The following is a 23,583-nucleotide window of genomic DNA, read 5'->3' as shown; positions in this document are numbered from 1 at the left end:
CATGACGACCACGGCATCTGTGACAGGCGACACCCGGTTGATCTACGGCTGTATGGCTCTCGGCGGCAGCTGGGAGCCCGGCCCGTACCGGCCCGAGGACATCGACGCCGCCGAGGCGGCGATCGAGGCCGCCCTCGACAGCGGCGTCACGATGTTCGACCACGCCGACATCTACCGGCACGGAAAGGCGGAAGCCGTCTTCGGCGAGGTGCTCGCCCGCACTCCCGGCCTGCGCGAGCGCGTCACGCTCCAGACCAAGTGCGGGATCCGCCTCGCCGACGGCGAGCGCCCCGGCATGTACGACCTGCGGGGCGCCACCATCACCCGCCGCGTCGAGGAGAGCCTCACCCGGCTGCGCACCGACGTCATCGACGTCCTGCTCCTGCACCGGCCCGACCCGCTGGCCGATCCGCGGGAGACGGCCGAGGCCCTCACCTCACTGCGCCGGCAAGGCCTCGTAAGGGAGTTCGGCGTCTCCAACATGAACGCGTCGCAGAGCGCGCAGCTGCAACGCCACCTGGACTTCCCGCTCGTCGCCAACCAGCTGGAAATGAGCCTGGACCGGCGCGACTGGCTCGAGGAGGGGGTCCTGGTGAACACCCCGGCCGCGGCGTCCGTCGGCTTCCCGGCCGGCACCGTCGAGTACTGCGTGACCAACGGAATGCGCATCCAGGCCTACGGCGCGATGGCCCAAGGCCGCTTCACCGGACGGCAGGAGAGCGTACGGGAGCGCGCGACCGCCGAGCTCCTGCAGACCCTCGCCAAGGCGAAGGACACGACGCCGGAGACGATCCTGCTGTGGTGGCTGCAGCGCCACCCGGCCCGGATCGCCCCCATCGTGGGCACCGGCCGCCCGGACCGCATCCGCGCCTGCCGCGACGCGGGGCTGCGCGCCCCCGACCTCAGCCACGAGGAGTGGTACTCGCTGTGGCTGACGGCCCGGGGCGCGCCGCTCCCGTAGCAGGCAGATTCGATACGGAGTAGGTGGAAGTAGCGGTTACGCGCGATTGCGGCTGAATCCAAGTCCACCTCCTCCGGCACATCTTCAAGCTGCTCTGAGGGAAACGGCCTGGGCGCTCCGGCCCCGGCAGCATCACGAGGCGACAGTAGGACCTGAAACCTCACTCCATTACCGCAGTCACTCTCTTCTCGTGCGGATTGGCCGGCAGATCCGTTCAAGAGAATTCGGTAGGGCCGATGCCTCTTGTGCGAAGCCCCGGGATGGCATTATCGGTCCACCGATATCTGACGTGCCGTAACACTGCGACGGGGGCAGTATGGACGTGCTGACGATAGCCAACGAGATCACGCCCTATGTCAGCGCCGCGGCCGGCGCCTACGGCACGGCCGTGTTCACCCGCGCGACCGATGCCACTGCGGACGCCACGCTCTCGCTCGGGCAGCGCATCCTGCAGCGCATCTGGCACCGGGAAGCCGACCGTCCCGCCATCCGGCAAGCTCTCGCCGACACGGTCGAATCGCCCGACGACCCCGACTTCCAGGCCGCACTGCGTGTCCAGATCAGGAGGGCCCTGGCCGCGGACCCCGGTCTGGTCAGCGACCTCGCCCGGCTCCTGGGCGGTGCGGGTGTGAACATCACAGCGTCCGGCGAACGCTCCGTGGCCGTCCGGGACAACTCAGGGGTCATCAGCACCGGCGACAACGCCCGCTTCCAGCCGTGACCAGCCCCGTTCCGGGGCTGGAGCCCCCCGCGCCCGCCCAGTCCGGCGGGGCCTCGGGCACGCGGTCCGTGGCCGTCGGCGTGAACGGCGGGGTCATCAGCACGGGTGACCGGGCGAGCATCGACGCGCGGACGCAGGTACTGCCGCGCGAGGCGTTCTTGTCACCTGCCGAAGTGGCGGCTTCCGCGGGACTGAACAACCTTCCCCTGCCTGCCAGCGCCCTCTTTTTCGGTCGAGATGACGCCATGAGGAAACTGTGGACGGCCATGCGGGGGACTGCCGCCGTCGTGACGCAGGCCGTCCACGGCCTCGGCGGGGTCGGAAAGAGTACTCTTGCCCTGCATTACGCCCATGCCCACCGTGACCAGTACACGGTCGTGTGGTGGCTCACCGCATCAAGCCCCGACACGATAGCCGCCGGGCTCGCGGAGCTGGCCCTACGGCTGCACCCGGCCCGGAGGAGTCTTCCCGACACCTCGACAGAGGACCACGCACAATGGGCCACGGGCTGGCTGCAGGCCCACCCCGGATGGCTGTTGATCGTGGACAATGCCGAACATCCCGACCACATTTCCCCACTCATCGGCCAGCTCGCCGGCGGCCACCATCTGATCACCACTCGTCGCGCTATTGGATGGCACCACTTGACCACCCACCCCATTGCCCTGGACGTGCTTGCTCCCGACGCCGCCGTGGAACTCCTGATCAACATCACCGGCCAGACCGGCGAACGAGATCGCCAGGACGCCGCGCATCTCGCAGCCGAACTCGGCTTCCTGCCTTTGGCCTTGGAACAGGCCGGCGCCTACATCCAGCACAACCAGACCACTCACGCCCGATACCTCGCCCAGCTCACCAGCCGCCCTGCCCGGATGTTCGCCACCCCCGCCGGAGGCGGTGCCCACGCCCGCACCATCGCCCGCATCTGGCGCATCACCCTGGACACCATCGCGGTCACCGATCCCTACGCCGTGGACCTGTTGCGCGTCCTGGCCTTCTTCGCCCCGGACCACGTCCCCCGCGACCTCCTCGAAAGCTCCGACGAAGAGGACTCCCCGACGGTCGACGAAGCCCTCGGGCTCCTGCACAGCTACAGCATGATCACCCTGGGTCCCGAGGCCATCGCCACGCACCGGCTCGTCCAGGCCGTCGCACGCACCCCGGACCCGCAGACCGGCCCCGGCGCCGATCCCCACCGCACTCCCGAAGCCACCGCCACCGCCCGAGGCCGAGCCACTGCCCTGCTCCTCGACGCACTGCCCGATGCCCCGACCACCAACGTGGGCGGGTGGTCCCGGTGGCAGACCCTCATTCCTCACGTCGATGCGCTGATGGCCGCGACCACCCCGGACCAGGACGATGAGAGGAGTGCCGTCCTCCTGTACGAGTCGTCCTGCTTCCTGAACGGTCAAGGCCGGCTCAACCGGGCCGTCCTGTACGCCAAGCGCGCACTGGCCGACAGGGAACGCCTACTGGGCCACGATCACCCCGACACCCTCGCGACCCGCAACCACCTCGCCTACGTCCACCGGTCGGCGGGGGATCTGGACCGGGCGGTGGAGCTGTTCGAGCGGACGCTGGCCGACCGGGGAACGGTGCTGGGCGACGACCACCCCGACACCCTCACCACCCGGCACTACCTCGCCTACACCCATCAGTTGGCGGGGGATCTGGACCGGGCGGTGGAGCTGTTCGAGCGGACGCTGGCCGACCGGGAGACGGTGCTCGGTGACGACCACCCCGACACCCTGCGCTCGCTGAACCACCTCGGCTACGCGTTGCAGACGGCGGGGGACTTCAGCCGGGCCATCCCGCTGCACGAGCGGGCGCTTGCCGACAGGGAACGGGTGCTGGGCGGCGATCACCCCGACACGCTCGCCACCCGCAACGACCTCGCGTACGCCTACCGGTCGACAGGCGATCTGGACCGGGTCATCGAGCTGTTCGAGCGGGCGCTCGCCGACAGGGAGCGCGTACTGGGCGGCGATCACCCCGACACGCTCGCCACCCGCAACGACCTCGCGCACGCATACGAGTCGGCAGGAGATCTGGACCGGGCCGTCCCGCTGTACGAACAGACCCTCGCCGACCGAGTACGGGTGCTGAGCGGCGACCACCCCGACATCATCGCCTCCCGCAACAACCTCGCGGGCGTTTACCAGATGGCGGGGGACCTGGACCGGGCCGTCCCGCTGTACGAGGAGACCCTTGCCAGTGCCCTCAGGTGCCTGGGCAGCGCCAGCCCGACCACCCGGACCGTTCGCAGCAACCTCGACGACGCCGAACTCGCCCGCAGCACGGGTTCGTCGCAGACCCGCCGGTACCGGCACTTGGCCTGACGCCGCGCGGGAGCGGGCCGGTGGTGCCCGGGGGCCGACACCACCGGAGACCGCTCAGCGGCGCAGGGCCTCCGCCGGTTCGATGCGGGCGGCCCGCCAGGCCGGGTAGAGGCCGGCCAGGACTCCGGTGACCAGGCCCAGCAGCGGGGCCGCCGCGACGGTGGCCGGGTGGATGACCGGGGTCCAGTCGCGCACGAGGGCCACCGCCACCACGGTGGCCGTGCCCAGCGAGGTGCCCACCAGGCCGCCGAGCGCACCCAACGCCCCTGATTCGACGAGGAACTGAAGGGTGATGTGGCGCCCCCGGGCGCCGAGCGCGCGCCGCAGGCCGATCTCCCCGGTGCGCTCCAGGACAGCGACGAGGGTGGTGTTGGCGATGCCGACGGCGCCGATCACCAGGCAGATCCCGGCCAGGACGAGGAAGAGCTGCTCCAGGTCCGAAGTGACCCCGGAGCGCAAGGTCTTGGGGTCGGGCGGCGGTACGGCCCTCAAGTACTCGGGGTGGTCGGGCCGGAGCGCGGTGGGCGCGAGCCGGGCCACCTGCTGGGCGGCTCCGGGCGCCGTCGCGATCAGCATCGTCGTGCCGGTCCCCTTGGGCGCCCCCCAGACCTCCTCCGCGGTGGTGCGGGGGACCACGACCGACAGGAGGAGGTCGGCCTTGCGCTCGACGTCCTCGATGACGCCGATGACGGTGAACGGCTCGTCGCCGATGAAGACCGCGGGCTGGGTGTCCAACGTGGTGATCCCGAGCCGGGCGGCCGTGCTCGCGCCGAGCAGGGCCACCCGCTGGCGGGTACCGGAGTGGTACTCGTCGTACAGGCGGCCCCTGGACAACCGGGGCCCGGCGGCGAGCAGCGCGCCGGGAGAGGCGGCGACGACGTCGATCCGCTCCGACCCCCCGGACCCGCCGACCGGCGCGGCCCGGACACCGGCAGTGCCGTCGAGGTGGACGGTGTGGTAGACGCCGGCGTGGCGGACACCGCCGAGGCGCCCGATCCGGGCGTCGGCGTCCGCGGGGAAGCCCGGCCCGGCGAACTCGTTCTGCGCGTACGCGACGTCCTCGACGGTGACCTCGGTCGCGGTGAGCAGGTTGAAGCGGCCGTCGATCTGCGACGAGGTCGTGACGGTCAGTCCGAGGACCGCGACGAAGGTGCCGACCCCGAGGACCGTGCCGAGGGCGGTCAGCGCGGAGCGGGCCGGCCGCTGGAGCACCCCCGCGAGGGATTCGCCGAAGGCGTCCCGGGGTGCGAGGCGCGAGGGCTCGACCCGCCGGCGCGCGTCCGGACTCCGCCTCGGCCCCCGCGGGAGCCGGAGCCTCATGCGCGCACCTGCTCGCGCAGTACGCCGTCGCGGATGGCGACGGTGCGGCCGCCGTGAGCGGCGACCTCCCGGTCGTGGGTGATCACCAGAACGCTCATTCCCTCCCCGTGGAGTTCGTCGAGGAGGGCGAGCACGGTCTCGGCGTTGACGGAGTCGAGGTTCCCGGTGGGCTCGTCGCACAGCAGCAGCGAGGGCCGGGCCACCAGGGCCCGGGCGATCGCGACCCGCTGCCGTTCACCACCGGAAAGGCGGCCCGGGACGGCGTCGACACGGTGGCCGAGGCCGACGCGGTCCAGGGCTTCGCGGGCGCGTCGGGGCCGTTCGCGCCGGGGTACGCCGTTGTAGAGCATGGCCAGGCTCACGTTCTCCAGGGCTGAGCGGTGCGGCAGCAGGTGGAAGGACTGGAACACGAAGCCGACTCGGCGGCCGCGCAGCGCGGTCCGGTCGCCGTCACCGAGCGCGCCGGTGTCGATGCCGTCCAGCAGGTAGCTGCCGCTGGTGGGGGCGTCGAGCAGCCCGACGATGTTCAGGAAGGTCGACTTCCCCGATCCGGAGGGGCCGACGACGGTGACGAACTCGCCCCGCCGCACGGTGAGGTCGCACGGCCGGAAGGCCGCCACGGGGGGCGGCCCGGGGTAGGTCAGGCCCACCTGGCGGAACTCGATGACGGGCGGCACGGGCGGCACGGATGGCACGGCGGACGCGGCAGCCCCGCCGGTCCCTCCGGACTCCAGGGCGTCGGCGGCGGTCACGAGTCCACGCCCGCCGTCGAGCCGTAGCGCACGGCGCCGGCGGCATTGCCGCGTACGCCCTTCGGGCCTCCGCTCCGCGAGCCGCCGGCCTTGTTTGCGCCGTCCTTGCCGTCGCCACCCTTGCCGGTCTTGCCCGCGACCCCCGGGTTGACTCCCGTGACCACGTTGTCGCCCTCCGCGAGCTGCCCGTCGCCTACCGGCTTGACCTCCACGTATCCGTCCCCGGTGGTGCCCGGCCGTACCTCGACCCGGCGCTGGGTCCCCGTACCGTCGACCACGGTCACCGTCGTACGGCCGTCCGCTCCGGCCGAGACGGCCGACACCGGGACGACCAGGGCGTCGCCGTCGGTCGCGGCGGCCTCCACCGTCAGCCGGACGTCCTGCCCGACGAGTTGCGCGTCGAGCGCCTGCAGCGGCCGCACGACCAGCGCGTACCCGGTCGCCGTCGCGGGCGCCTGCTGGTTCTGTCCGCCCGTGGTGGTTCCCGTACCGCTCTGGCCCGGCGGCGTCTGCGCCTGCGCGGTGTCCGCGACGGACAGCACCTCGGCGGCGGCGGCGAGCCCGCTGAGCTCCGACAGGATCTCCACCTTCTGGCCCGGGCGGACCAGCCCCCGCTGGTGCTCCTGGAGCTGTCCGCGGACGACGAGGGCACCCGCCGACAGGGACATCGCGCTGCCGCTGACGGGGGAACCGGGGTGCACGGAGACGGAGTCGGCGCGCCCGGGGAATGATTCCAGGAAGACCACCTCGCCGGCCGGCAGCATGGGCCCGGCGGCCGCCTTCGCGTCACCGCGCCGCTTCTGCGCCTTACGGAGGTCCTCCTGGGCCCGGGACACCGCGCGGGCCGCGTCCTGGCCGCCGGATCCGCCCGGCTTGCCGCCCGAGGTGCCGGCGGCCGCCTTGCCGTCCCCGGATCCTCCCTCCGTACCACCGGTGGACGTTCCCGGGGCCTCGCCGCGTGCCGCGGAGCTGCGGGCGTCCTCCAGGGAGCGCTCGGCCGCGGTGACGGCTTCCTCGGCGGATGCCACGGCCTCGCCCCGGTCCGCCACGGCCGGCAGCGGGTCGTAGCCGATCGAGGTGTAGAAGGCGGTGAGGGCGGTCTTGGTCCCGGACCCGAAGGTGCCGGCCGGGTCGCCGCCGACGGGGTGGCCCAGTGCGGCGAGGGCCTTCTGGAGCTGCTTCACGTCGTCGCCGGTCGCACCCGGTTTGAGATCGCGATAGACCGGCAGGCTGCCCGGGAGGGCGAACACCGGCCGACCGGAGACCTCCAGCAGGACCTTCCCGGCGTCTATCCGGTCGCCCTGTCGGACGGGAACCTTGGTGACCACGGGCGTGCTCGCCCCTTCCGCGCCCGTGACCGCCGGGACGACCTGGGTGCTCTGGGCGGCGCTGACGGTTCCCCGCACGATGACGGTGTCGCGCAGGACGCGCTTCTCCACGCGCGCGACGAGTACGTCGAGGGGTGGCGGGGCGGCGTCCGCGGCCTTCTGGGCCGGGGACTTGATCACCAGTGTCGCGGCCACCCCGGCGCCCGAGAGCAGCACGGCCCCGCCGACGACCGCGGCCACCCACTTGCGCCGCCGGGTCAGGCCGGCGGACGCGCCGCCGGTCGGTGACTGCGCGGACGGCTCGTCATGGCCGTCCGCCCCGTCCGCCCCGTCCGCCCTGTCCGTCCCGTCCGTCCCGTCCAGCGCGTCGGGACGGCTCCCGCTCGCGGAGCGCGTGGGAGCGCCGCTCATCCGCCGACCTGCCCGCCCGGCGTGCCACCGCACTTCTGGAGGGCGGCGGGACCCTGCGCGGAGCCCTTGACGTCGACCTCGCCCATGTCGTGCCGCGCCGTGCGCGGATCGGGATCGGGGAAGTCGGGGAAGCCGTTCTCGCGCATGCACGCCGTGAACTTCACTGCCTGCGCCATCTGTTCGTCGCCGACGGGCGGAACGACCCGGTGGCTCTCGCAGGACCGTTCGGCCTCCCGCACCTTCGCCGGGTCCGCTGCGGACTCGTCGACGACCCGCACTCCGGAGCCGGTGTCGCGCATCGGCACGCCCTGGTCCTCCATGCAGCGGAAGAAGGCCGCCTGCCGCGGATCGGCCTCGTCCTTCTTGCCGGGCGAGGACGGTTTCGCGGTCGGGGTGGAAACCCCGCTCGCCGCACCGCCGGAGGGTAAGTCGTCATCGCCCGAGCACCCGGCGAGGAGCAGGGTGAGGGACAGCAGCGCGGGGACGGCAACCACCGCGTGTGCGCGTCGAAGTGCCATGGCAAACTCCTTAACGATGCTCCAACCGGAATCCGGAACGGAGCCAGGGCAGGGCTTCGACCGTGCCTCGTTGGCACCATAGATCACCTTCGATCCTCGGCGCCCTGTCCCAAGGGACAGTTGTGGCAGGTCAGTTGAGATGGTTGATTCCTCGTCAGCTGGGGGGCTGAGGTTGCGAGCTGATGTCCTCCGGTCGACAGCACGCATCTGATGGCCAATGGAAAGGAATGCTCGATGAGCATCCGCAACTCTCTGCGTACCCTCGCGGCCGCCGGTCTGGTTCTGGCCGCCGTCGGAGTGGGCGCCGGAACGGCCTCCGCGGCGGGCAAGGACGGCTGGCTCACCTCCGGGGAGCTCGGCCTGTTCTGCCAGGGAGGCCAGAGCAACTCGGTCTTCGACCTCTACGTCACGGACGAGGGCTTCCAGGACGACTACTTCGTGGGCTCCCGCAGCTGCGCCGGGCACACCACGAACGACTACACCGAGTCCTTCTCGAACCAGGACAGCAAGCGCTGGACCGTGCACACCGACTGGTACGGCTACGGGTACGGCGCCTACATCAACGCGGGCACCAAGGGCGATCTGGCCTCCACCTACTGGAACCAGCTCTCCTCGGCGTACTACAACCGCTGATCCGGCCAAGTCCCGCACGTGAACATGGCTGCTCCGCCCGTAAGCGCCGGGCGGAGCAGCCATTCACGTATCGTAGTCGTTCCCGTAACGGAGTCACCATGTTCTCGCCACGTCCCGTGCCGACCGCAATGACCGTTTCCGCCATGATGCTCGTGCTGCTGCTCTCCGGCTGTTCGGACGCTGGTGACGGCGGGGGCGGGGGCGGCGGTGAGCCGGCCGCCGAAGCCGCTCTCACCCGGCTCGAAAGCAGGGACCTCGTCTTCCCGCTCGCCGCCTATCTGCCGACACCCCAGCAGCACGGCGTGCTCGACGGGGCGCAGGACGCGCTCATCGACCAGTGCATGAAGCGTTACGGACTGCGGTACGACCAGCGGCGGAAGGCGGATCCCGCAGCCGCGCCCGACGAGGCCCGCCGTTACGGCGTGTCCAGCGAGGCCGACGCCACGCGGTACGGGTACGCGAACCCGCAGCTCATCAGGGACAAGCCCGTGCAGCCGCCCATGGGACCCAACGAGCGGCTGATTTTCGCCGGTCCGGAGGCCGACATGTCCAAGCCGGGGCCGAAGAGCCAGGAGGAGGCGGAGAAGTCGCCCGGGGTTACGTCGACGGTCGCCGGCCAGACGGTGCCCGCGGGCGGTTGCCTGGGGGAGAGCGCCCGCAAGCTCCACGCGCCGACCAACGACACGGTGGACGTCATGGCCGTGCAGGGCTTCGGCCTGGACTCCTTCGCCCGCTCCCGGGAGGACAGCCGGGTCCGGGCGGTGCTGCGGGAATGGAGCGCGTGCATGGCCGAGCAGGGGCACAAGGTCGACGATCCGGTCAAGGCTCCGAGTCAACTCGGTCTGAAGCCAACCGACTTGAACGGTCCGCGCGCGATCGCCGCGGCGCAGCAGGACGTCGCCTGCAAGAAGAAGACCAACCTGGTCGGCGTCTGGTACAGCGTCGAGACGGCGTACCAGAAGCGGGTGATCGAGCAGAACGCCGAGATGCTGGGCCTGGCCAAGAGGCAGCACGAAGAGCGCATGCGGCTGGCGGCGACACTGGCCGGCTCCGGGGCCTGAGTGGCAGTGGATCCACTGAACACGGCCTGAGCGAACCGGACGCGAGCGGCTCCGGAGCCCGATCGACCGGCTCCGGAGCCGATGGGCTCAGCAGTGTCCGACGGGACAAGCCCCCATGCGCCGGTGAACCGAGAGGATGCAAATCTGGAGCCTCGAAAGGTCGCCCAATTTGATCCGGACGTTCTCCATGTGGAACTTCACGGTACGGATGGTGACTTGCAGCTGTTCGGCGATCTCCTGATTCGACGGCCCGCAGGCCATCAGCCCGAACAGCTCCTGCTCCTTCTCGGTCAGTTCCGGTAATCGGGAAAAACCGCGGCGCAACCATGAAGCGTACGCGTCGTGATTCCCGGCGCCGCTCAGCAGGCAGCAAGGACAGTAGCTCTGCATGGACCCCCCCATTTTGCAGTAACGCCCCGATTCTATCGGTTGGTTATGTCGTGTCCAGGGCATGATCGGCCGTCGGCCGGGGAAAGGATCAGTGCCCGCGACCCCCGGTGCGGCTCGGGCATATGCCGGAGAAGGCCATTCACCGTTTATCGGCTGCGCGTGTCCGACCGCCGGATAAAGATCATTCCTTTGAACCGGACCGAGGACCGCGAAATGCGCACGGACCCGCGCACGGGTCGCCGGCCGACCCGGCATCGATCCTCACGTAAGCGGACGCAGCCGGGACGGGCCGTGCGCAGGGGCCTGAGCCTGCGCCTTCGAGGGCGCCGACGCGAGCGGGGACTCCGCGGAGGCGTTCAGGGCGCTGCCGGCCCGCCATGCCGCCCAATCCAGGTTCCAGTCCCCGAAGCCGTTGTCGAAGGCGGTCATCTGCGCTCCTCCGCTGTTTACCACCGACACCAAGTCCCCCTCCCGCACCGTGTTGAAGAACCAGGCGGCGTCCGCCGTACTCATGCCCGTGCAGCCGTGGCTGACGTTCTCCTCGCCCTGCGACTCGACCGACCAGGGCGCGGCGTGTACGTACTCGCCGCTCCACGTCACCCGCGTCGCGTAGAAGACGGGCAGGTCGTAGAACTCGCTCGTCCCGCGCTTGATTCCGACGGTGTCCCCGCGCATCCGGACCTTGTACTCCTTGCCCAGGACGACCTTGACCCCGCTGCGCGTCAGGAAACCGGCCTTGCCCGTGGTCACCGGGATCGTCCGCAGTACCGTGCCGTTGCGCCGCACGGTCATCTCGTGCTCGGCGGCGTCGGTGACCGCCTCGATCCGTTCCCCGATGGAGAACCGCAGGGGCTCCGAGGCCCCGCCGTACTCGCGGTCCGCGACTTCGACCCCGTCGAGGCCGCTGATCACCTGCACCTCGGTGTGGGCGGGCCAGTACGCACGGGGCCGGTAGTGCAGCGTCGAGTCGTCGACCCAGTGCCAGGCCCCCTCGACCGCCGGCTCCGAGGTGACCTGCAGCGCCCGCTCCAGCCGGGTCCGCGCCGCCGGGTCGGTGGCGGGTACCGGGTGGCTGAGGGAGGCCGTCACGATCTGCCCCGCTCCGTAGGTACCGGGCTTCGGCCCGAACTCGACGGTGAGCCTGCCGTCTTCCGTGGCGGGCGCGGTCCGGAAGGCCATGGTCACACCGACCGGAGTGCCCGCCGCGTCCTGCGCGCCGACCCGCACCGTGTAGGTCTCACCGGCCCGCAACGGCTCGGTGTTCATCCAGCTGTGTCCCCTGGCTCCCAGCGCGCCGCCCACGTACCGCCCGTGACCGTCGTGGACGGTCACGTACGTGAGCAGGCCCGGGCCTGCGAGGGTGATCTCGAGGGGGCTGGCGGCGTCGGTGGGCAGCACGACCGTGTGCGCCGCCGCCCGGGCCGCGCCCCTTGACGCGGGATCGCGCACCACGGAACCGGCCCCGCGCGCGGTGGCCCGTACCAGCCGCTGATCCAGCCCGCCGCACCACTCGGCCCGGAAGGCCTCCACCGCGCACCGCCGGCCGCCCTTGTCCAGCACCCGGCCGACCAGCAGTTCCACGGAGGCCGTCCGCTCGGCTCCGGCCGGGGGCCCGCCGTCGGACTGCGGCGCGGCGGCGACGACGAGCAGCGCCCCGGCCACCGCCCCGGCCACGCTCCACGTCCTGCCCTGCCGCCGCAGTCGTACACGGTGTGTCGATGGCATCGTCGTCACGCAGCTCTCCCAGATCACCTACGGCCGATGGCAGCATCAAACGATTTCCGGCCATCATGATGATCATGAACGCGCCCCGTGGGGCCGAACGGGCACAGAAGAGAACTCGTACGGAGCACACACCCGGTCGGATAGGGGCGAGGCCCGCCGCCGCTCAGCCGCCTCCCGGCGCGAAGTCCAGTGACCGGCGGACCGTTTCGGGGCCGCGGACCCGGGTGCCGAAGACGACGAGCTCGCAGGCGCCCCGCGCGCGGCAGTCGACGGTACGGCCGTCGACGGAGGTAAAGGTCGCCGACAGGGCGACCTCCTCGTCGAGCCGTCCGCCGTCGGTGGTCGCCGGGGGCCTGCCGCGGGGCCGGCAGCCCCGGGTGTCGGCGGATCCGGCGGCGCACTGCATGATCAGGGAGTGGTAGCGCGGTTCGTAGCCCGTGCCCGTAGCCCGTACGGTCCGGCCGTCCACCAGCCCCCCGTCCGGCTTCACGCGCAGGGTGGGAGGCGCTTCCGGACCGCCGTGCGGACGGAAGCGCAGGGGGACGGCGGCTAGCACGGACCCGTCGTTGTCGGTGAGGGTCAGCGTGCAGGGGGCGGTGGCGGACGCCGTACGGCAGTCGAAGTCCCCCGCCGGGGTACCGAGTCGGGCGTACAGCTTCTTCGGCGAGAGCTGGTGGGTGCCGTCCGGAAGGACACGGAACTGGCGGCCGGTGGCATCGTCACAGGTGGCCGCCGACGCCGAGGGGCCGCACTGCTTGACCCAGACGAAGGCCTTGGGCGGACCGCCCGCGAGCGTGAACTCGACGATGTCTCCGTCCAGCAGCCCCGAGGTCCGCTCGACCTCCAGGCGCGCCGTGCCACCATGGGCGGCCCGCGGTCGTGCCACCGGATCCGACGGGAACCGGACCCCCTCCAGGTCCGGGGCCGGTGCAGGTCCGATCCTGTCGGTGGCGCTCCAGGCGCCGCCCGCGTGCACCGTGCGGCAGAGCGAGCCGCCTTCGGTGAACAGCACCTCCAGTTCGCCCCCCGTGTTCTCGAAGGCGATCGGGGAACGGCCTCCCGGATCGACGGCCGTGGCGCTCACCCGCCGCCATGGTCCGTACGGGCTGTCCGGCGCGTCCTGCTCCCGGTGCCAGACGAAGCCTGCCTCCGGGGCGGTGGCATCGGAGAAGACCTGCACCTGGCTGATCCGGCCGTCGGCGCGGTCCACCGGGACCAGGCTTCCCGGCACCGCCGCGCCCGCCGGACCGCGCGCACCGGCATCCACGCCGCACGCCACGGAGCCGGGACCGGCCGCCCGCGCCGCCACGGGTCCCGCCACCACCCCCGCACAGGCGAGCAGCAGCGTTGCCGCACCCCGTACGAGCACTCGGCCCCGGCCGCCCCGCGGCCCCCTGCGTCCTGACTCCATCGGCTCCCCGCCCTCCCCGCCCTCCCCGGCCGGCCCGCCCGGCCGGGGAGCATCCTCGTGCCGCAGGACCGCTCCCCGCCAGCGCGCCTTTCCGGCCGCGGGCCCTGAGCGGGGCTACGACACGGGGGGCGGCGATGTACGGTGCCCGGTGCGAACGCCGGGCACGTCCCGGTGGTCGTGCACCAGGTGGACGGATACGAGGCAAGAGGTGTGGGCGATGGACGACGCGGCCGTGGTGATCCGTGCGTTGCGGGAGCTGGCGCGGGAGCGGGCGGACGAGGTCGAACTGCTCGACGGGTTCACGGACGCCGAGCTGGACGCCTGGCCGGTGGAAGTGCCGGACGACCTGCGGACCCTACTGCGGGAGATCGGCGGGGTCGAGACCGGGGACGAGCGGTACGCGTTCGGGCCGCGCGGCCGGCAGGTCTTCGAGGACGGCTACTGGACGCTCGGCGACCTGGACTTCGGCGAGGGCTCGCTGATCGTCGGCGCCGGGACGGGCCGGTGGGGGCCGGTGGTTGCCGTCTATCCCTACCGACAGGACGATCGCGAAGTCACGGTGGAGGCACCGGAGTTCCTCGGATGGCTGGCCGCCTTCGCGGCCCGCCTGACCGCCTGCGCGCCGCCGACCGTGCCACGGGTCTTCGTCGAAGCGGTGCCGAGCGTCGCGGTCGCGGAGGGCGCGGACGCGGAGCTGGCGGCCCTCGTCGGACCCGGCGACCCGCTCACCGATGTGGTCGACCTGCGCGAGCTGCCGCACTACCCGTGCGGGGTCGCTTGGGAGCCCTGCTTCTCCACCGCCTACGACACGGCCGACACCAGTGGCAGCGAGATCCAGTTCCGCCTGGCCGGAGACGGCCGGGCGCTGCTCCTGCGTTCCGTCGTGAGCGGGGACTTCCTCGGCCGCCCCGTGCGCCGCCCCACCCCGCCCGAGGACGCATCGCACCGCGCGGTGGCGGAGCTGCGTGAACTGGCTTCCCGCTACCCGGACTTCGTCGTACTCGACGCGGGCTGCGAGGAATCCTCCCTCGACGCCTGGCCCGTCCCGGTCCCCGAGGACATCCGGGTGGTGCTCCGCGAGATCGGCGGGGTCACCGTCACCGGACTGCCCCCGCTGCGCCTGCTGCCGGGTGCTCCGGAACTCGCGGTGGACCCCGAGCTCCACCGGATCCTGGGCGGGGACGGCACGTACTGGCCGCTCGCCGAGATCCGCTACGGGCGCGGCCGCGCGCTCGCGCAGGTCCGTATCGATCCGGCGACGGGGCAGTGGGGGTACGTGGTCTGCGTTCCCTCCGAACCGGATCGGCTCCGCGAGCATCCCGAGCTCAAACTGGTCGCGGAGTCACTGCCGGCCCTGCTGCTCGCCTTCGCGCGGCGGGCCCGGCAGGCCGCCGGGGCGGGACCGGGCGCGGCCCTGCGGGTCGCGGGCGACGGGGGCTGGCTGTTCCCGAACACCGGCGAGCCGTGGCCGCGGCCGGTGCCCGTGAGCGCCTGGGCGTCCTCGGCCGATCCCCTGCTGGTGGCGACGGCCGCGGCACTGCCCGACGGCGCGCACGCGGCCGACCTGCGGGAGGTGCCGATCCCGAGCGACCTCTGCTTCCACCGGGTGCGCGAATGGCCGTACGCGGCCCGGCTGGACCGGCTGTACTTCCCGGCGGGCGGGCGACTGGCCGCGGCGGTGCCGCTGACGGGCTGAACAGGGCGGCGGGCGGGCCCGTGAGCCCGCCTGCCTGACGCCTCGCCCGGCCTGCCCGCCCGCCTGACGCCTCGCCCGGCCTGCCCGCCCGGCCTGCCGGAGCGGGGCCGCGGTCCGTCAGGGCGAGTCCCCTTCTGTGCCCTCACCCTCCGCGGGCTCTCCCTCCGCGGGCTCTCCCTCCGCGGGCTGCCGCTCGGCGGCCGCCGCCCGCTCCGCCGTCTCGGCGACGCGTTTGATGCCCGCCAGCCTGCGGTCCCAGTCGGCGGCGAGCGTGGCCATCCACCGCGCCGTCGTGTCCAGGGCCGCGGGCCGTACCGTGTACCGGACTTCGCGCCCTACCCGGCTGCCGCGGACCAGGCCGGCGGCGTCCAGGACGGCGAGGTGCTTGACCACCGCCTGCCGGGAGACGGGAAGGTCTTCGGCGAGCGTCGTCGCCGTGACCTCGCCCCGTGCGGCGAGCAGGTCGAGCAGCTTGCGCCGGGTCGGGTCGGCCAGTGCGGAGAGGACGTCGTCCACCGCCTGGCCGGTGCCCGATCGTTCCTCGGTCACGCGGGCGGCTGCTCGGCGCGCTTCTTGAAGGCGTCGAGCACCTGCGGCCATCCGCCGGTGTTGTCCTCCAGCGCCTTGCCGCGCAGTTCCGCGGACCCGGCCAGCGTCGCGAACCCGCTCTCGACGACACGCAGCCGCGTCTTGTCGCCCTCCTGGGTCAGGGTGAACTCCACCAGGGTGCTGTTGTCCTCGCGCAGCTCCTGACCGGGGAACGCGCTGGCCCAGCGGTAGGCCAGGTACGTCGGCGGTTCGACTTTCTCCACGCGCACCGGGAAGTCGCCGTACTCGGAGTTCCTCGCCACGATCGACTCTCCTTCCCTGGCCATGGTGCCGGACACGCTCGCTTCGTCGGCCACCCAGAAGCCCGGCTCGGCCACCAGGGACCAGACGCGCTCCAAGGATGCCTCGATCAGGGTTTCGCGTTCGATTCGATCCGTGCTCATCAGGTGACTCCTTCGTCGCCGCCATTGGATGCAACTCCAGAGTTGCACATCGATCGATCTCGCGCAACCGAGGGGTTGCACCAATGGGGGAGACGATGATTCCGCGTGTCCGGGCAAGAAGAAGCGGGCCGCCGCCGGGCCCGCGACGCGTTCGACCGGCTGCACTCGATGACCGGTCCGTGACGTGCGTCGGGTCGTGACGTGGGCGTGGTGAGCCGTCGTCAGAGGCCTACGGCTTGATGTTCTGGTTCAAGTGGAACAGGTTTCCCGCGTCGTACTTCCCCTTGACCTCGACGAGGCGGTCGTAGTTGGACTTGTAGTTGGCCCTGATCCGGTCCTGGTCGTCGTCGGCCATGAAGTTGACGTATCCGCCTTCCTCCGAGTGCGGGGCGGTCGCTTCGTAGTAGTCGCGCACCCACCCGATGTTGGCCTCGTTGTCGGCGGGCTCGGGCCACATCCCGGCGATGACGGTGGCGAACGAGGCGTCCCGGTAGGCGAAGGCCGTTGCCTCCGGCGCGACGCGGTGGCAGGCACCGTTGATGGGGTAGATGTGGACCGTCGAGTTCACGGCCGGCAGCCGTGGCCCGTGCTGCCCGTGCGCCGCGATCGCGGCGTCGCTCAGCTCGGTCACGAAGTTGGCCTTCCAGTAGTGCTGGAGACCGGGCGGTACCAGTGCGTCGAAGGCGCTGTTGAGCGCGGGGTACGGCATGGGTCCGACGTGCTCGGCGACCACCGGCGCGAAGTCGTGGAAGGCCTGGAGGGCGCGCTGCCCCTCCTCCAGCGGTCCCGCCCAGCACGACACGATCAGGACGAAGGGGTCGCCGTGCCGGTCCTCCGGGATGAACGGGAGCGGCGGCGCCAGCTGGAAGGCGGGGAAGGCGCCGAGTTCCTCCGGCGCATCGGCGATGTACTCGCTGAAGGAGCGCAGTACGGTGGCTGCGTCTTCCGGTTCGAAGAGCATCGGCCCGCCGTAGATGTCCTTGACGGGGCTGAGCCGGAACTCGAAGGAGGTCACCGCGCCGAAGTTCCCGCCGCCACCGCGAAGTGCCCAGAAGAGGTCGTCGTTCTCCTCCTCGCTGGCGACGAGCAGCCGGCCGTCCGCGGTCACCACGTCGGCGGAGATCAGGTTGTCGCAGCTCAGCCCGAGTCCGCGGGAGAGATAGCCGATGCCGCCGCCGAGGGTGAGCCCGCCGACACCCGTGGTCGAGATGATCCCCCCGGTCGTCGCCAGACCGAAGGCGTAGGTCGCCGCGTTGAAGTCACCCCAGGTCGCGCCGCCTTCGGCGCGTGCCGTCCGGCGCCCGGGGTCGACGCGCACGCCGCGCATCCCGGACAGGTCGGCTACGACGCCTCCGTCGCAGGTGCCGAAGCCGGGCACGCTGTGCCCGCCACCCCGCACCGCGAGGTCGAGTTCGTTCTCGCGCGCGAAATCGACCACGGCCATGACGTCGCCCGCGTTGACGCAGCGCACGACGGCAGCCGGCCGCCTGTCGATCATGGCGTTGTAGACCACGCGCGCCTCGTCGTAGGCATCGTCGTCAGGGGTGGTGACCACCCCGCGGACACGTTCACGCAACTGCTCGATCGAGAGCTTTCCCATAGCGATCGCTCCTCGTGCCTGTATGCCGCCACGCGCCTGTCACCGAGCTCGGCTCCCTTTCACGCTACGCCGATGGCGCGAGGCCTCAACCCGAGACCGTGGAGGGCCGTCCCGTCGGCCCGCCGGTCCGCGTGCGCGGCCTGTCGTGCGCGCGATGACCGGTCGGCGGAACGCGTGACGCCCCGGACCGGGCGGTCCGGGGCGTCATCGTGGGCGTCGTCCCCGTCAGTCGAGGACGTCGGGGATCGGCTCGGTGTCACCGCGCTGCAGGGCGGTCTTGGAGCCGGCCGCCGGGCCCAGGGCCCAGTCGGAGAGCTTCATCGCGTCCGCGTAGCGCTCCTCGTCGTTCAGCAGGACTCCGATGACCGTCTTGCCGTTGCGGGTCACGGAGAAGACGAGGCACTTGCCCGCGGCCGTGCCGGTGCCGGTCTTGACGCCGATCGCACCCGGGAACGCGTATCCGGTCGGGCGGGGCTGGACCAGCAGGTTGCTGTTCGTCCACCTGGCGTCGGTCGAGGTGCCGCCGCTACTGATCGAGGTGGTCTTCACGAGCTTCTGGAAGGTACTGCTGCCCATCGTGTACTTGGTGAGCTTCGCCAGGTCGCGGGGGGTGGTGAGGTTCTTGCCGGTGGGCGAGATGCCGTCGAAGGAGTCGTAGACCGTGTTGGTCAGGCCCAGCTTCTTCGCCTTGGCGTTCATCTTCGTGATGAAGTCCGCCGTGCGGGCTGCCGTGGTCGGGCCCGTGCCGAAGGTGTCCGCGATCGCGTACGCGGCGTCGCAGCCCGAAGGGAGCATCAGTGCGTACAGCAGTTGGCGGACCGTCGGTGTGGCGCCCACTTTGAGGTGGGCCGAGCTCGCACCCTCCCGGGTGACGTAGTCCAAGTACTCCTGCTTGACGGTGACCTTCTTGTTGAGGTCGGCGCCCGGTGTGGTGATCACCACGACGGCCGTCATGATCTTCGTGGTGCTCGCCATCTGGCGCTTGGTGTCAGCCGCCTTGGAGGAGAGCGTGGCCCCCGTGGTGCCGTCCATCAAGAACGCGCCCGAGGCGGTGACCGGCGGCGCGGCGGCGGCCTGGGCCGGCGCGGTCGCGGTGAGGAGGGCTCCGGTGGCGATGGTGACGGCGAGTACGCCGCGTCCGCGGCGCATCAGATTGCTTATCAAGTCAGTTCCCGTGTTGGCTGAAGAATCCCCGAAGGGGCGGGGACACCGAGGTGTCCCCGCCCCTTCGGGAGCTTATGCGGCCGCGCGCCGCCCTCGGCGCACGCCGCCGCAGCGGGGTGGGATTGACCTGATTTCCCATGGTCCGGGCGATGTTGGATGCGGAGCGGTGAGGTCGGCTCGGCGCGGTGGGGCGAGGGCGGTGGGGCGCGGTGCGGTCCGCCTCGGTTCAGGCCCGGGCCCGGCCGGAGTCCGGGTCGGATGCCGCGTCGGGCGCCACCCGGTCGAGAAGGGCCAGGTCGCGGCTCAAGCCGTCCAGCCAGGCCATCGCGGCGAAGAAGACGGGGGGCGCGACGGCGGTCGCGCCGCCCGTGCCGGTCGGGGCGGGCGGCGCGGAGCGAGCGGACGGACTCGTCGCGCCGGCCGGATCGACCGGCACGGTGGCGTACGGCGGTCCGGCGACGCGGGCCGTGTCGCGCAGGCCCGCCGCCACCCGGATCCCGTACTCCCGGACGGTGGCGTCCTCGCGCGGCCCGGGCCGAGGTCCGGCCTGGGCGCCGAGGAGCCGCAGGTTGCCCCAGAGCACGTGGTGGCCGGCCATCATCGCGGCGTGCCAGTCCCGGCCGGGTCCGGCCGGGCGCTGCCGCTCGGTCTGGTACTGGGCGTAGGCGGTCTCCGCCATGATCAGCGAGTGCCGCACCCGCTGGTCGGCGCCCTCGGGTCCGGTCCGTCCCACGGCGGCCGTGATCGCCTGGACGTCGTCCGCGGCGGCGCGCAGCAATTCGGAGACGGCGCGCCTCAGCTCGTCGTGCGCACCGCGAGGCCAGGCCAGCAGCCCGCACACGCTGCCGATCACGCTGCCGATCAGTACGTCCATGAACCGGACCTCGGCCAGCTTCCAGGTGACGGGCGCCAGTTGGGCGAACGCCATGGCGATGACCAGCGTGAACATCGCCTGCGCCCAGCCGACTCCGCGGACCGGCCCGACGCAGAAGGCAAACAGCATCAGGGGCGGCAGCACCATCTCGTACACGACGTTCGCCTCCCCGGCCAGCGCCAGGACCGAGCCGGCCGCGAGGGCGCCCGCGCCGGTGCCGATCAGGGCCAGGCGGACGGTGGCCCGGGTCTGCACGGCGGTGGTACGGGTCAGGCTGAGGACCGCGAGCATCGCCCAGAACCCGTGCGGCAGGGAGACGAGTCCGGCGACGGCCCGGGCGACGGAGAGGGCCAGGCCGAGCCGGACGGCGTTCTGGAAGTGCACGGACCTGGGCCCGCCGTGCGCGGAGAACCGGATCCACCAGAGCCGGAGCGTGCTCTGCCGGGCGTACCAGAACCGGTCGGGCGGCTGCGGGCCGGATGCCGATCCCGGTCCCCGTGCCGATCCCGGTCCCCGTGCCGATCCCGCTTTCCGTGCCGATCCCGTTCTCCGTGCGGTCGCCGTGCCCGGTTCCGCTCCCGTGCCCGTGCCCGTGCCCGCGTCCGGTGTCGGCACCGGTTCGGGCGGCAAGGTCGCCGCGCGCCCCCGTACGGCGATCTCCGCGGCCCCGCGAAGGACCAGCGCGGCGTCCGCCACCTCGACGAGCTTGGCGTGCCGCAGCCCCGAGCCGGGCTCCGTCACGGACGTCCGGGCGAGGGAGGCGCGCAGGCTCCGCAGGGTGGCGGAGCCGGTCGCAGGCGTACGCCCCGCCCCGAGCAGGGCGGCGGTCCCGGCCGCCGACTCGCGTACGGCCCGTACGAGGTCCAGCCCGGCCGGCTCGGCCCGCCGGCCCGCCGGTGGCGGTGGCAGGGCCTGGAGGCAGCTGAGCAGGGTTCGGGCCGCGAGCCCGGTGTGGGTCAGCGCGCGCTCCCGCAGACCGGGCCCGGCGGGCCGTTCCGCCTCCGGGACCCGGGAGGGGCGCAGGGCCTGGGCGAGCTCCGAGGCCCGGGCGGTCTCCCCGTCGGGAAGGGTGTGGGGCGGCTCCTCCAGTGCGGCGGCGCACCGGGCGGCTTCGGCCGCGGCTTCGGCGGCCCGGTCGCGGTATCGGGGGACGGGCGGGTCGGGAAGCAGGAACGTCTCGGCGAGGATCAGCAGCAGGATGCCGGTAACGGTGCCGGTCAGCCGTTCGCCGAGGGTGTCCGGGGCGTAGGGCGGGAAGCTGGGCAGGATGTACAGCAGCTGGAGTCCGGGCGCCGCGCCCGCCGGGCGGGGTCCGGCCACCGCGCTGAAGGCCACGCCGAAACCGATGACCAGCATTCCGGTCACGGCGGCCCAGGTCCGTACGGAGAGCAAGGTCCCCACGACGACGAGCGCGCAAGCGGCGGGGAGCAGGCGGGCGATGAGGGAGGCCCGCTGGCGGCCGGTGCCCGGTATCCGCGACAGACCGCCCAGCGAGACGGCCGAGAAGAGCGCGTAGGTGGCGGTGACGGGCTGGTCCAGCCCGTACAGGAACCCGTAGAAGCCGGCGCAGGCGGCGAGGGTGACCCGGACGGCCCGGCGCGCGGCCGCCGGCAGGGGGCCGGTGCCCGTCCGCAGCTCCATGAGGGCACGCACCATCTCAGCGTCCCACGCACCGCCCCGGCCGACCTGCGCGGGCGTTGTCGCCCACCCTTCCCTACGGCGGATCAGCGGGTGTCAACAGCAGGGCCGGCAGGCGCTTCGCCCCTTGTGCGCCGCGGATCCGGACCGTCAGGGCGCACTCGTGAAGGAACGGCGGTAGGAGCGGGGCGGTACGCCGCGGCGCCGCACGAACTGTTCGCGCAGTACGGCCGCGCTCCCGTAGCCGACCCGCCGAGCGATCTCCTCGACGGGCAGGTCCGTGGTCTCCAGGAGTTCCTCGGCGCCGCTCAGCCGCAGGTTCCGCAGCCAGGCGTGAGGGGTGGTGCCGGTCGCGGCGGTGAAGCGGCGGGCGAAGGATCGCTTGCTCATCATGGCGCGCCGGGCCAGTTCGGCGACGGGGAGCGGCTCGTGGAGGTGCTCCCGGGCCCAGGCGAGCACTTCGGCCAGGCGCTCGTCCTCGCAGTCCTCGGGGACGGGGGCGGCCAGGTACTGGGCCTGTCCGCCGTCGCGGTGGGAGGGCAGCACCATGTCCCGGGCGACGGCGTTGGCCAGCGCGGCCCCGTGCTCCCGCCTCAGCAGGTGCAGGCACAGATCGAAGCCGGCGGCGGCCCCCGCACCCGTGATGATGCGGCCCTCGTCGATGTACAGGGCGTCCGGTTCGACGGTGACGTCCGGGTGGCGCCCGGCCAGCAGTTCGGCGAACCTCCAGTGGGTGGTGGCCCGTCGCCCGTCGAGCAGCCCGGCTTCGGCGAGCGCGAACGTGCCGACGCAGTGGGCAGCGACCAGCGCGCCGCCCTCGTACGCGGCCTCCAGCGCGCCGAGTACCGACGGGCCGGGCGGAGTGCGGAAGCCGGCCCCCGGCAGGGCGATCACCAGGTCGGCGGCGGCCAGCCGGTCGAGTCCGTGCGCGATCGCGAGCGGCACGCCGATGTCGGTGGGGACCGGCCCGGGCCGTTCGGCGCACAGGGCGAAGTCGAAGCCGGGCACCCCCTGCCCGTGCGGTCCGAAGACCTCGGTGACGATGCCCACGGCGAGCATGCCGACACCGGGAGGAACGTACGCGGCGACGGTGGTGAAAGGAGGCACCGGAGCAGTGTGGCACGGCGGCGCGAACGATGGCACGAATCCTGCGATCACTGGCAAGTGTGCCACTCGTGAGCGCTCGGACGGGGCGGCAGGATGACAGCCATGACGAACACGAAGACCGACACCGCGACCGACACCGCGACCGACACCGCGACCGACACCGAGACGGCGACCACGATGAACACCACCACCAACACCCCTGCCGGAACCGACACCGAGACCGGCATCCGGACCGACGCACCGCTCGGCCGCAGCGCCGTGTTCACGATCCTGACCACCGGCTACGTCGGATCCACCGGCCCGGGCGTCGCCGCCACCGTCTCCTACGTGTCCGATGCCGGCCGCCACGTGATCTTCGACCCGGGCATGGTCTCCAGCCGCGAGGACATCCTCGGCCCGCTCGCGGAACTGGGGCTCGGCCCCGACGACATCACCGACGTGGTGCTCAGTCACCACCACCCGGACAACACCATGAACGTCGGCCTGTTCGGCAAGGCTCGTGTCCACGACCACAAGGTGGAGTACCTGGGCGACAAGTGGAACAACCGGGACGCCGAAGGCTACGAACTGACCCCGTCGCTGCGGCTGATCCGCACTCCGGGACACAGCCTCGAGGACATCACCCTGCTGGCCGGCACCGACTCGGGCGTGGTGGCGTTCGCCGGCGACCTGTGGTGGCACTCGGCCGGTCCCGCCGACGACCCGGTGGCTCCGGACCGCGAGGTACTGCGCGCTTCCCGGCGGCGGGTGCTGGCCGCGGCGGACCTGATCGTGCCCGGGCACGGCGGCGCGTTCGAGGCCGACGGCAGCGTGCCGCTGTAGTCCGGCCCCGCCGCACCCGCCACAGGGGTATCGCCGGATATCCGCGCGGCGATACGGATTTGCCTCAACTCTGGCTATTCGTCGCTGAGTTGTCGTTGTGCTGATCTATGTTCTCTGGGG

General features: G+C 72.2%; 20 protein-coding genes. 7 read left to right on the top strand and 13 right to left on the bottom strand.

Features of this window, described 5'->3' with window-relative positions; genetic code table 11:
• Position 1: 1 nt before the first annotated feature.
• From ACFWBY_RS15115 to ACFWBY_RS15105, 3 genes are all read left to right on the top strand, one after another.
• Positions 2 to 961, top strand: a complete 960-nt coding sequence (locus ACFWBY_RS15115; RefSeq protein WP_385343010.1) for an aldo/keto reductase family oxidoreductase — start codon at positions 2 to 4, stop codon at positions 959 to 961.
• A gap of 316 nt (positions 962 to 1,277) precedes the next feature.
• On the top strand, positions 1,278 to 1,682 hold the full coding sequence (locus ACFWBY_RS15110) for a hypothetical protein (RefSeq protein WP_385343007.1): 405 nt from the start codon (positions 1,278 to 1,280) through the stop codon (positions 1,680 to 1,682).
• The gene (locus ACFWBY_RS15105) at positions 1,679 to 4,021 is read left to right on the top strand and encodes a tetratricopeptide repeat protein (RefSeq protein ID WP_385343005.1); all 2,343 of its coding nucleotides are present in this window, start codon (positions 1,679 to 1,681) and stop codon (positions 4,019 to 4,021) included. The genes ACFWBY_RS15110 and ACFWBY_RS15105 overlap by 4 nt, the downstream gene beginning before the upstream one ends.
• 54 nt (positions 4,022 to 4,075) lie before the next feature.
• Here ACFWBY_RS15105 and ACFWBY_RS15100 read toward each other — a convergent pair whose 3' ends face one another.
• The 4 genes from ACFWBY_RS15100 to ACFWBY_RS15085 form a co-directional block, all read right to left on the bottom strand.
• Positions 4,076 to 5,341 (bottom strand): ABC transporter permease, encoded by a 1,266-nt coding sequence (locus ACFWBY_RS15100; RefSeq protein WP_385343003.1) that lies wholly within the window; start codon positions 5,339 to 5,341, stop codon positions 4,076 to 4,078.
• Positions 5,338 to 6,027, bottom strand: a complete 690-nt coding sequence (locus tag ACFWBY_RS15095; RefSeq protein WP_385343028.1) for an ABC transporter ATP-binding protein — start codon at positions 6,025 to 6,027, stop codon at positions 5,338 to 5,340. The genes ACFWBY_RS15100 and ACFWBY_RS15095 overlap by 4 nt, the downstream gene beginning before the upstream one ends.
• A gap of 62 nt (positions 6,028 to 6,089) precedes the next feature.
• Positions 6,090 to 7,832, bottom strand: a complete 1,743-nt coding sequence (locus ACFWBY_RS15090; protein ID WP_385343001.1) for a peptidoglycan-binding protein — start codon at positions 7,830 to 7,832, stop codon at positions 6,090 to 6,092.
• Complete coding sequence (locus tag ACFWBY_RS15085) at positions 7,829 to 8,350, bottom strand: hypothetical protein (RefSeq protein WP_385342999.1); 522 nt, start codon at positions 8,348 to 8,350, stop codon at positions 7,829 to 7,831. The genes ACFWBY_RS15090 and ACFWBY_RS15085 overlap by 4 nt, the downstream gene beginning before the upstream one ends.
• Positions 8,351 to 8,584: 234 nt before the next feature.
• On the opposite strand from ACFWBY_RS15085, the gene ACFWBY_RS15080 reads away from it, so the two are divergent.
• Both ACFWBY_RS15080 and ACFWBY_RS15075 read left to right on the top strand, forming a co-directional pair.
• Complete coding sequence (locus tag ACFWBY_RS15080) at positions 8,585 to 8,983, top strand: hypothetical protein (protein ID WP_385342997.1); 399 nt, start codon at positions 8,585 to 8,587, stop codon at positions 8,981 to 8,983.
• Positions 8,984 to 9,111: 128 nt separating this feature from the next.
• A complete protein-coding gene (locus tag ACFWBY_RS15075) occupies positions 9,112 to 10,044 on the top strand; it encodes a hypothetical protein (protein WP_385342993.1) in 933 nt (310 codons plus the stop codon).
• A gap of 87 nt (positions 10,045 to 10,131) precedes the next feature.
• On the opposite strand, the gene ACFWBY_RS15070 is transcribed toward ACFWBY_RS15075, so the two are convergent.
• The 3 genes from ACFWBY_RS15070 to ACFWBY_RS15060 all read right to left on the bottom strand — a co-directional run bounded on the left by ACFWBY_RS15070 (position 10,132) and on the right by ACFWBY_RS15060 (position 13,570).
• On the bottom strand, positions 10,132 to 10,434 hold the full coding sequence (locus ACFWBY_RS15070) for a helix-turn-helix transcriptional regulator (protein ID WP_385342991.1): 303 nt from the start codon (positions 10,432 to 10,434) through the stop codon (positions 10,132 to 10,134).
• Positions 10,435 to 10,695: 261 nt separating this feature from the next.
• Positions 10,696 to 12,168 carry an Ig-like domain-containing protein gene (locus ACFWBY_RS15065; RefSeq protein WP_385342989.1) on the bottom strand — a complete coding sequence of 491 codons (1,473 nt, stop codon included), beginning with the start codon at positions 12,166 to 12,168 and terminating at the stop codon, positions 10,696 to 10,698.
• Positions 12,169 to 12,322: 154 nt separating this feature from the next.
• Positions 12,323 to 13,570 (bottom strand): neocarzinostatin apoprotein domain-containing protein, encoded by a 1,248-nt coding sequence (locus ACFWBY_RS15060; protein ID WP_385342987.1) that lies wholly within the window; start codon positions 13,568 to 13,570, stop codon positions 12,323 to 12,325.
• 217 nt (positions 13,571 to 13,787) lie between these two features.
• Between ACFWBY_RS15060 and ACFWBY_RS15055 the strand changes: the two genes are divergently transcribed.
• Complete coding sequence (locus ACFWBY_RS15055) at positions 13,788 to 15,266, top strand: hypothetical protein (RefSeq protein WP_385342985.1); 1,479 nt, start codon at positions 13,788 to 13,790, stop codon at positions 15,264 to 15,266.
• 117 nt (positions 15,267 to 15,383) lie between these two features.
• On the opposite strand, the gene ACFWBY_RS15050 is transcribed toward ACFWBY_RS15055, so the two are convergent.
• The 6 genes from ACFWBY_RS15050 to ACFWBY_RS15025 all read right to left on the bottom strand — a co-directional run bounded on the left by ACFWBY_RS15050 (position 15,384) and on the right by ACFWBY_RS15025 (position 22,593).
• The gene (locus ACFWBY_RS15050; RefSeq protein WP_385342983.1) at positions 15,384 to 15,815 is read right to left on the bottom strand and encodes an ArsR/SmtB family transcription factor; all 432 of its coding nucleotides are present in this window, start codon (positions 15,813 to 15,815) and stop codon (positions 15,384 to 15,386) included.
• Entirely contained in the window at positions 15,812 to 16,258 is a 447-nt protein-coding gene (locus ACFWBY_RS15045) for an SRPBCC domain-containing protein (protein ID WP_385342981.1), read from the bottom strand. The genes ACFWBY_RS15050 and ACFWBY_RS15045 overlap by 4 nt, the downstream gene beginning before the upstream one ends.
• A 229-nt stretch (positions 16,259 to 16,487) precedes the next feature.
• Complete coding sequence (locus ACFWBY_RS15040) at positions 16,488 to 17,858, bottom strand: FAD-binding oxidoreductase (RefSeq protein ID WP_385342979.1); 1,371 nt, start codon at positions 17,856 to 17,858, stop codon at positions 16,488 to 16,490.
• Positions 17,859 to 18,083: 225 nt separating this feature from the next.
• Positions 18,084 to 19,007 carry a D-alanyl-D-alanine carboxypeptidase family protein gene (locus ACFWBY_RS15035; protein WP_385342977.1) on the bottom strand — a complete coding sequence of 308 codons (924 nt, stop codon included), beginning with the start codon at positions 19,005 to 19,007 and terminating at the stop codon, positions 18,084 to 18,086.
• Positions 19,008 to 19,248: 241 nt separating this feature from the next.
• Positions 19,249 to 21,552, bottom strand: a complete 2,304-nt coding sequence (locus ACFWBY_RS15030; protein WP_385342917.1) for an FUSC family protein — start codon at positions 21,550 to 21,552, stop codon at positions 19,249 to 19,251.
• Between the two features lie 132 nt (positions 21,553 to 21,684).
• Entirely contained in the window at positions 21,685 to 22,593 is a 909-nt protein-coding gene (locus tag ACFWBY_RS15025) for a GlxA family transcriptional regulator (RefSeq protein ID WP_385342922.1), read from the bottom strand.
• Positions 22,594 to 22,818: 225 nt separating this feature from the next.
• Here ACFWBY_RS15025 and ACFWBY_RS15020 point away from each other — a divergent pair, with 225 nt between their 5' ends.
• On the top strand, positions 22,819 to 23,463 hold the full coding sequence (locus ACFWBY_RS15020; protein ID WP_385342920.1) for an MBL fold metallo-hydrolase: 645 nt from the start codon (positions 22,819 to 22,821) through the stop codon (positions 23,461 to 23,463).
• Positions 23,464 to 23,583 lie beyond the last annotated feature (120 nt).

The sequence above is a fragment of the Streptomyces sp. NPDC060049 genome (genome assembly GCF_042736715.1).
Taxonomy (GTDB): domain Bacteria; phylum Actinomycetota; class Actinomycetes; order Streptomycetales; family Streptomycetaceae; genus Streptomyces.
This window is presented reverse-complemented; position numbering and strand designations above follow the sequence as displayed.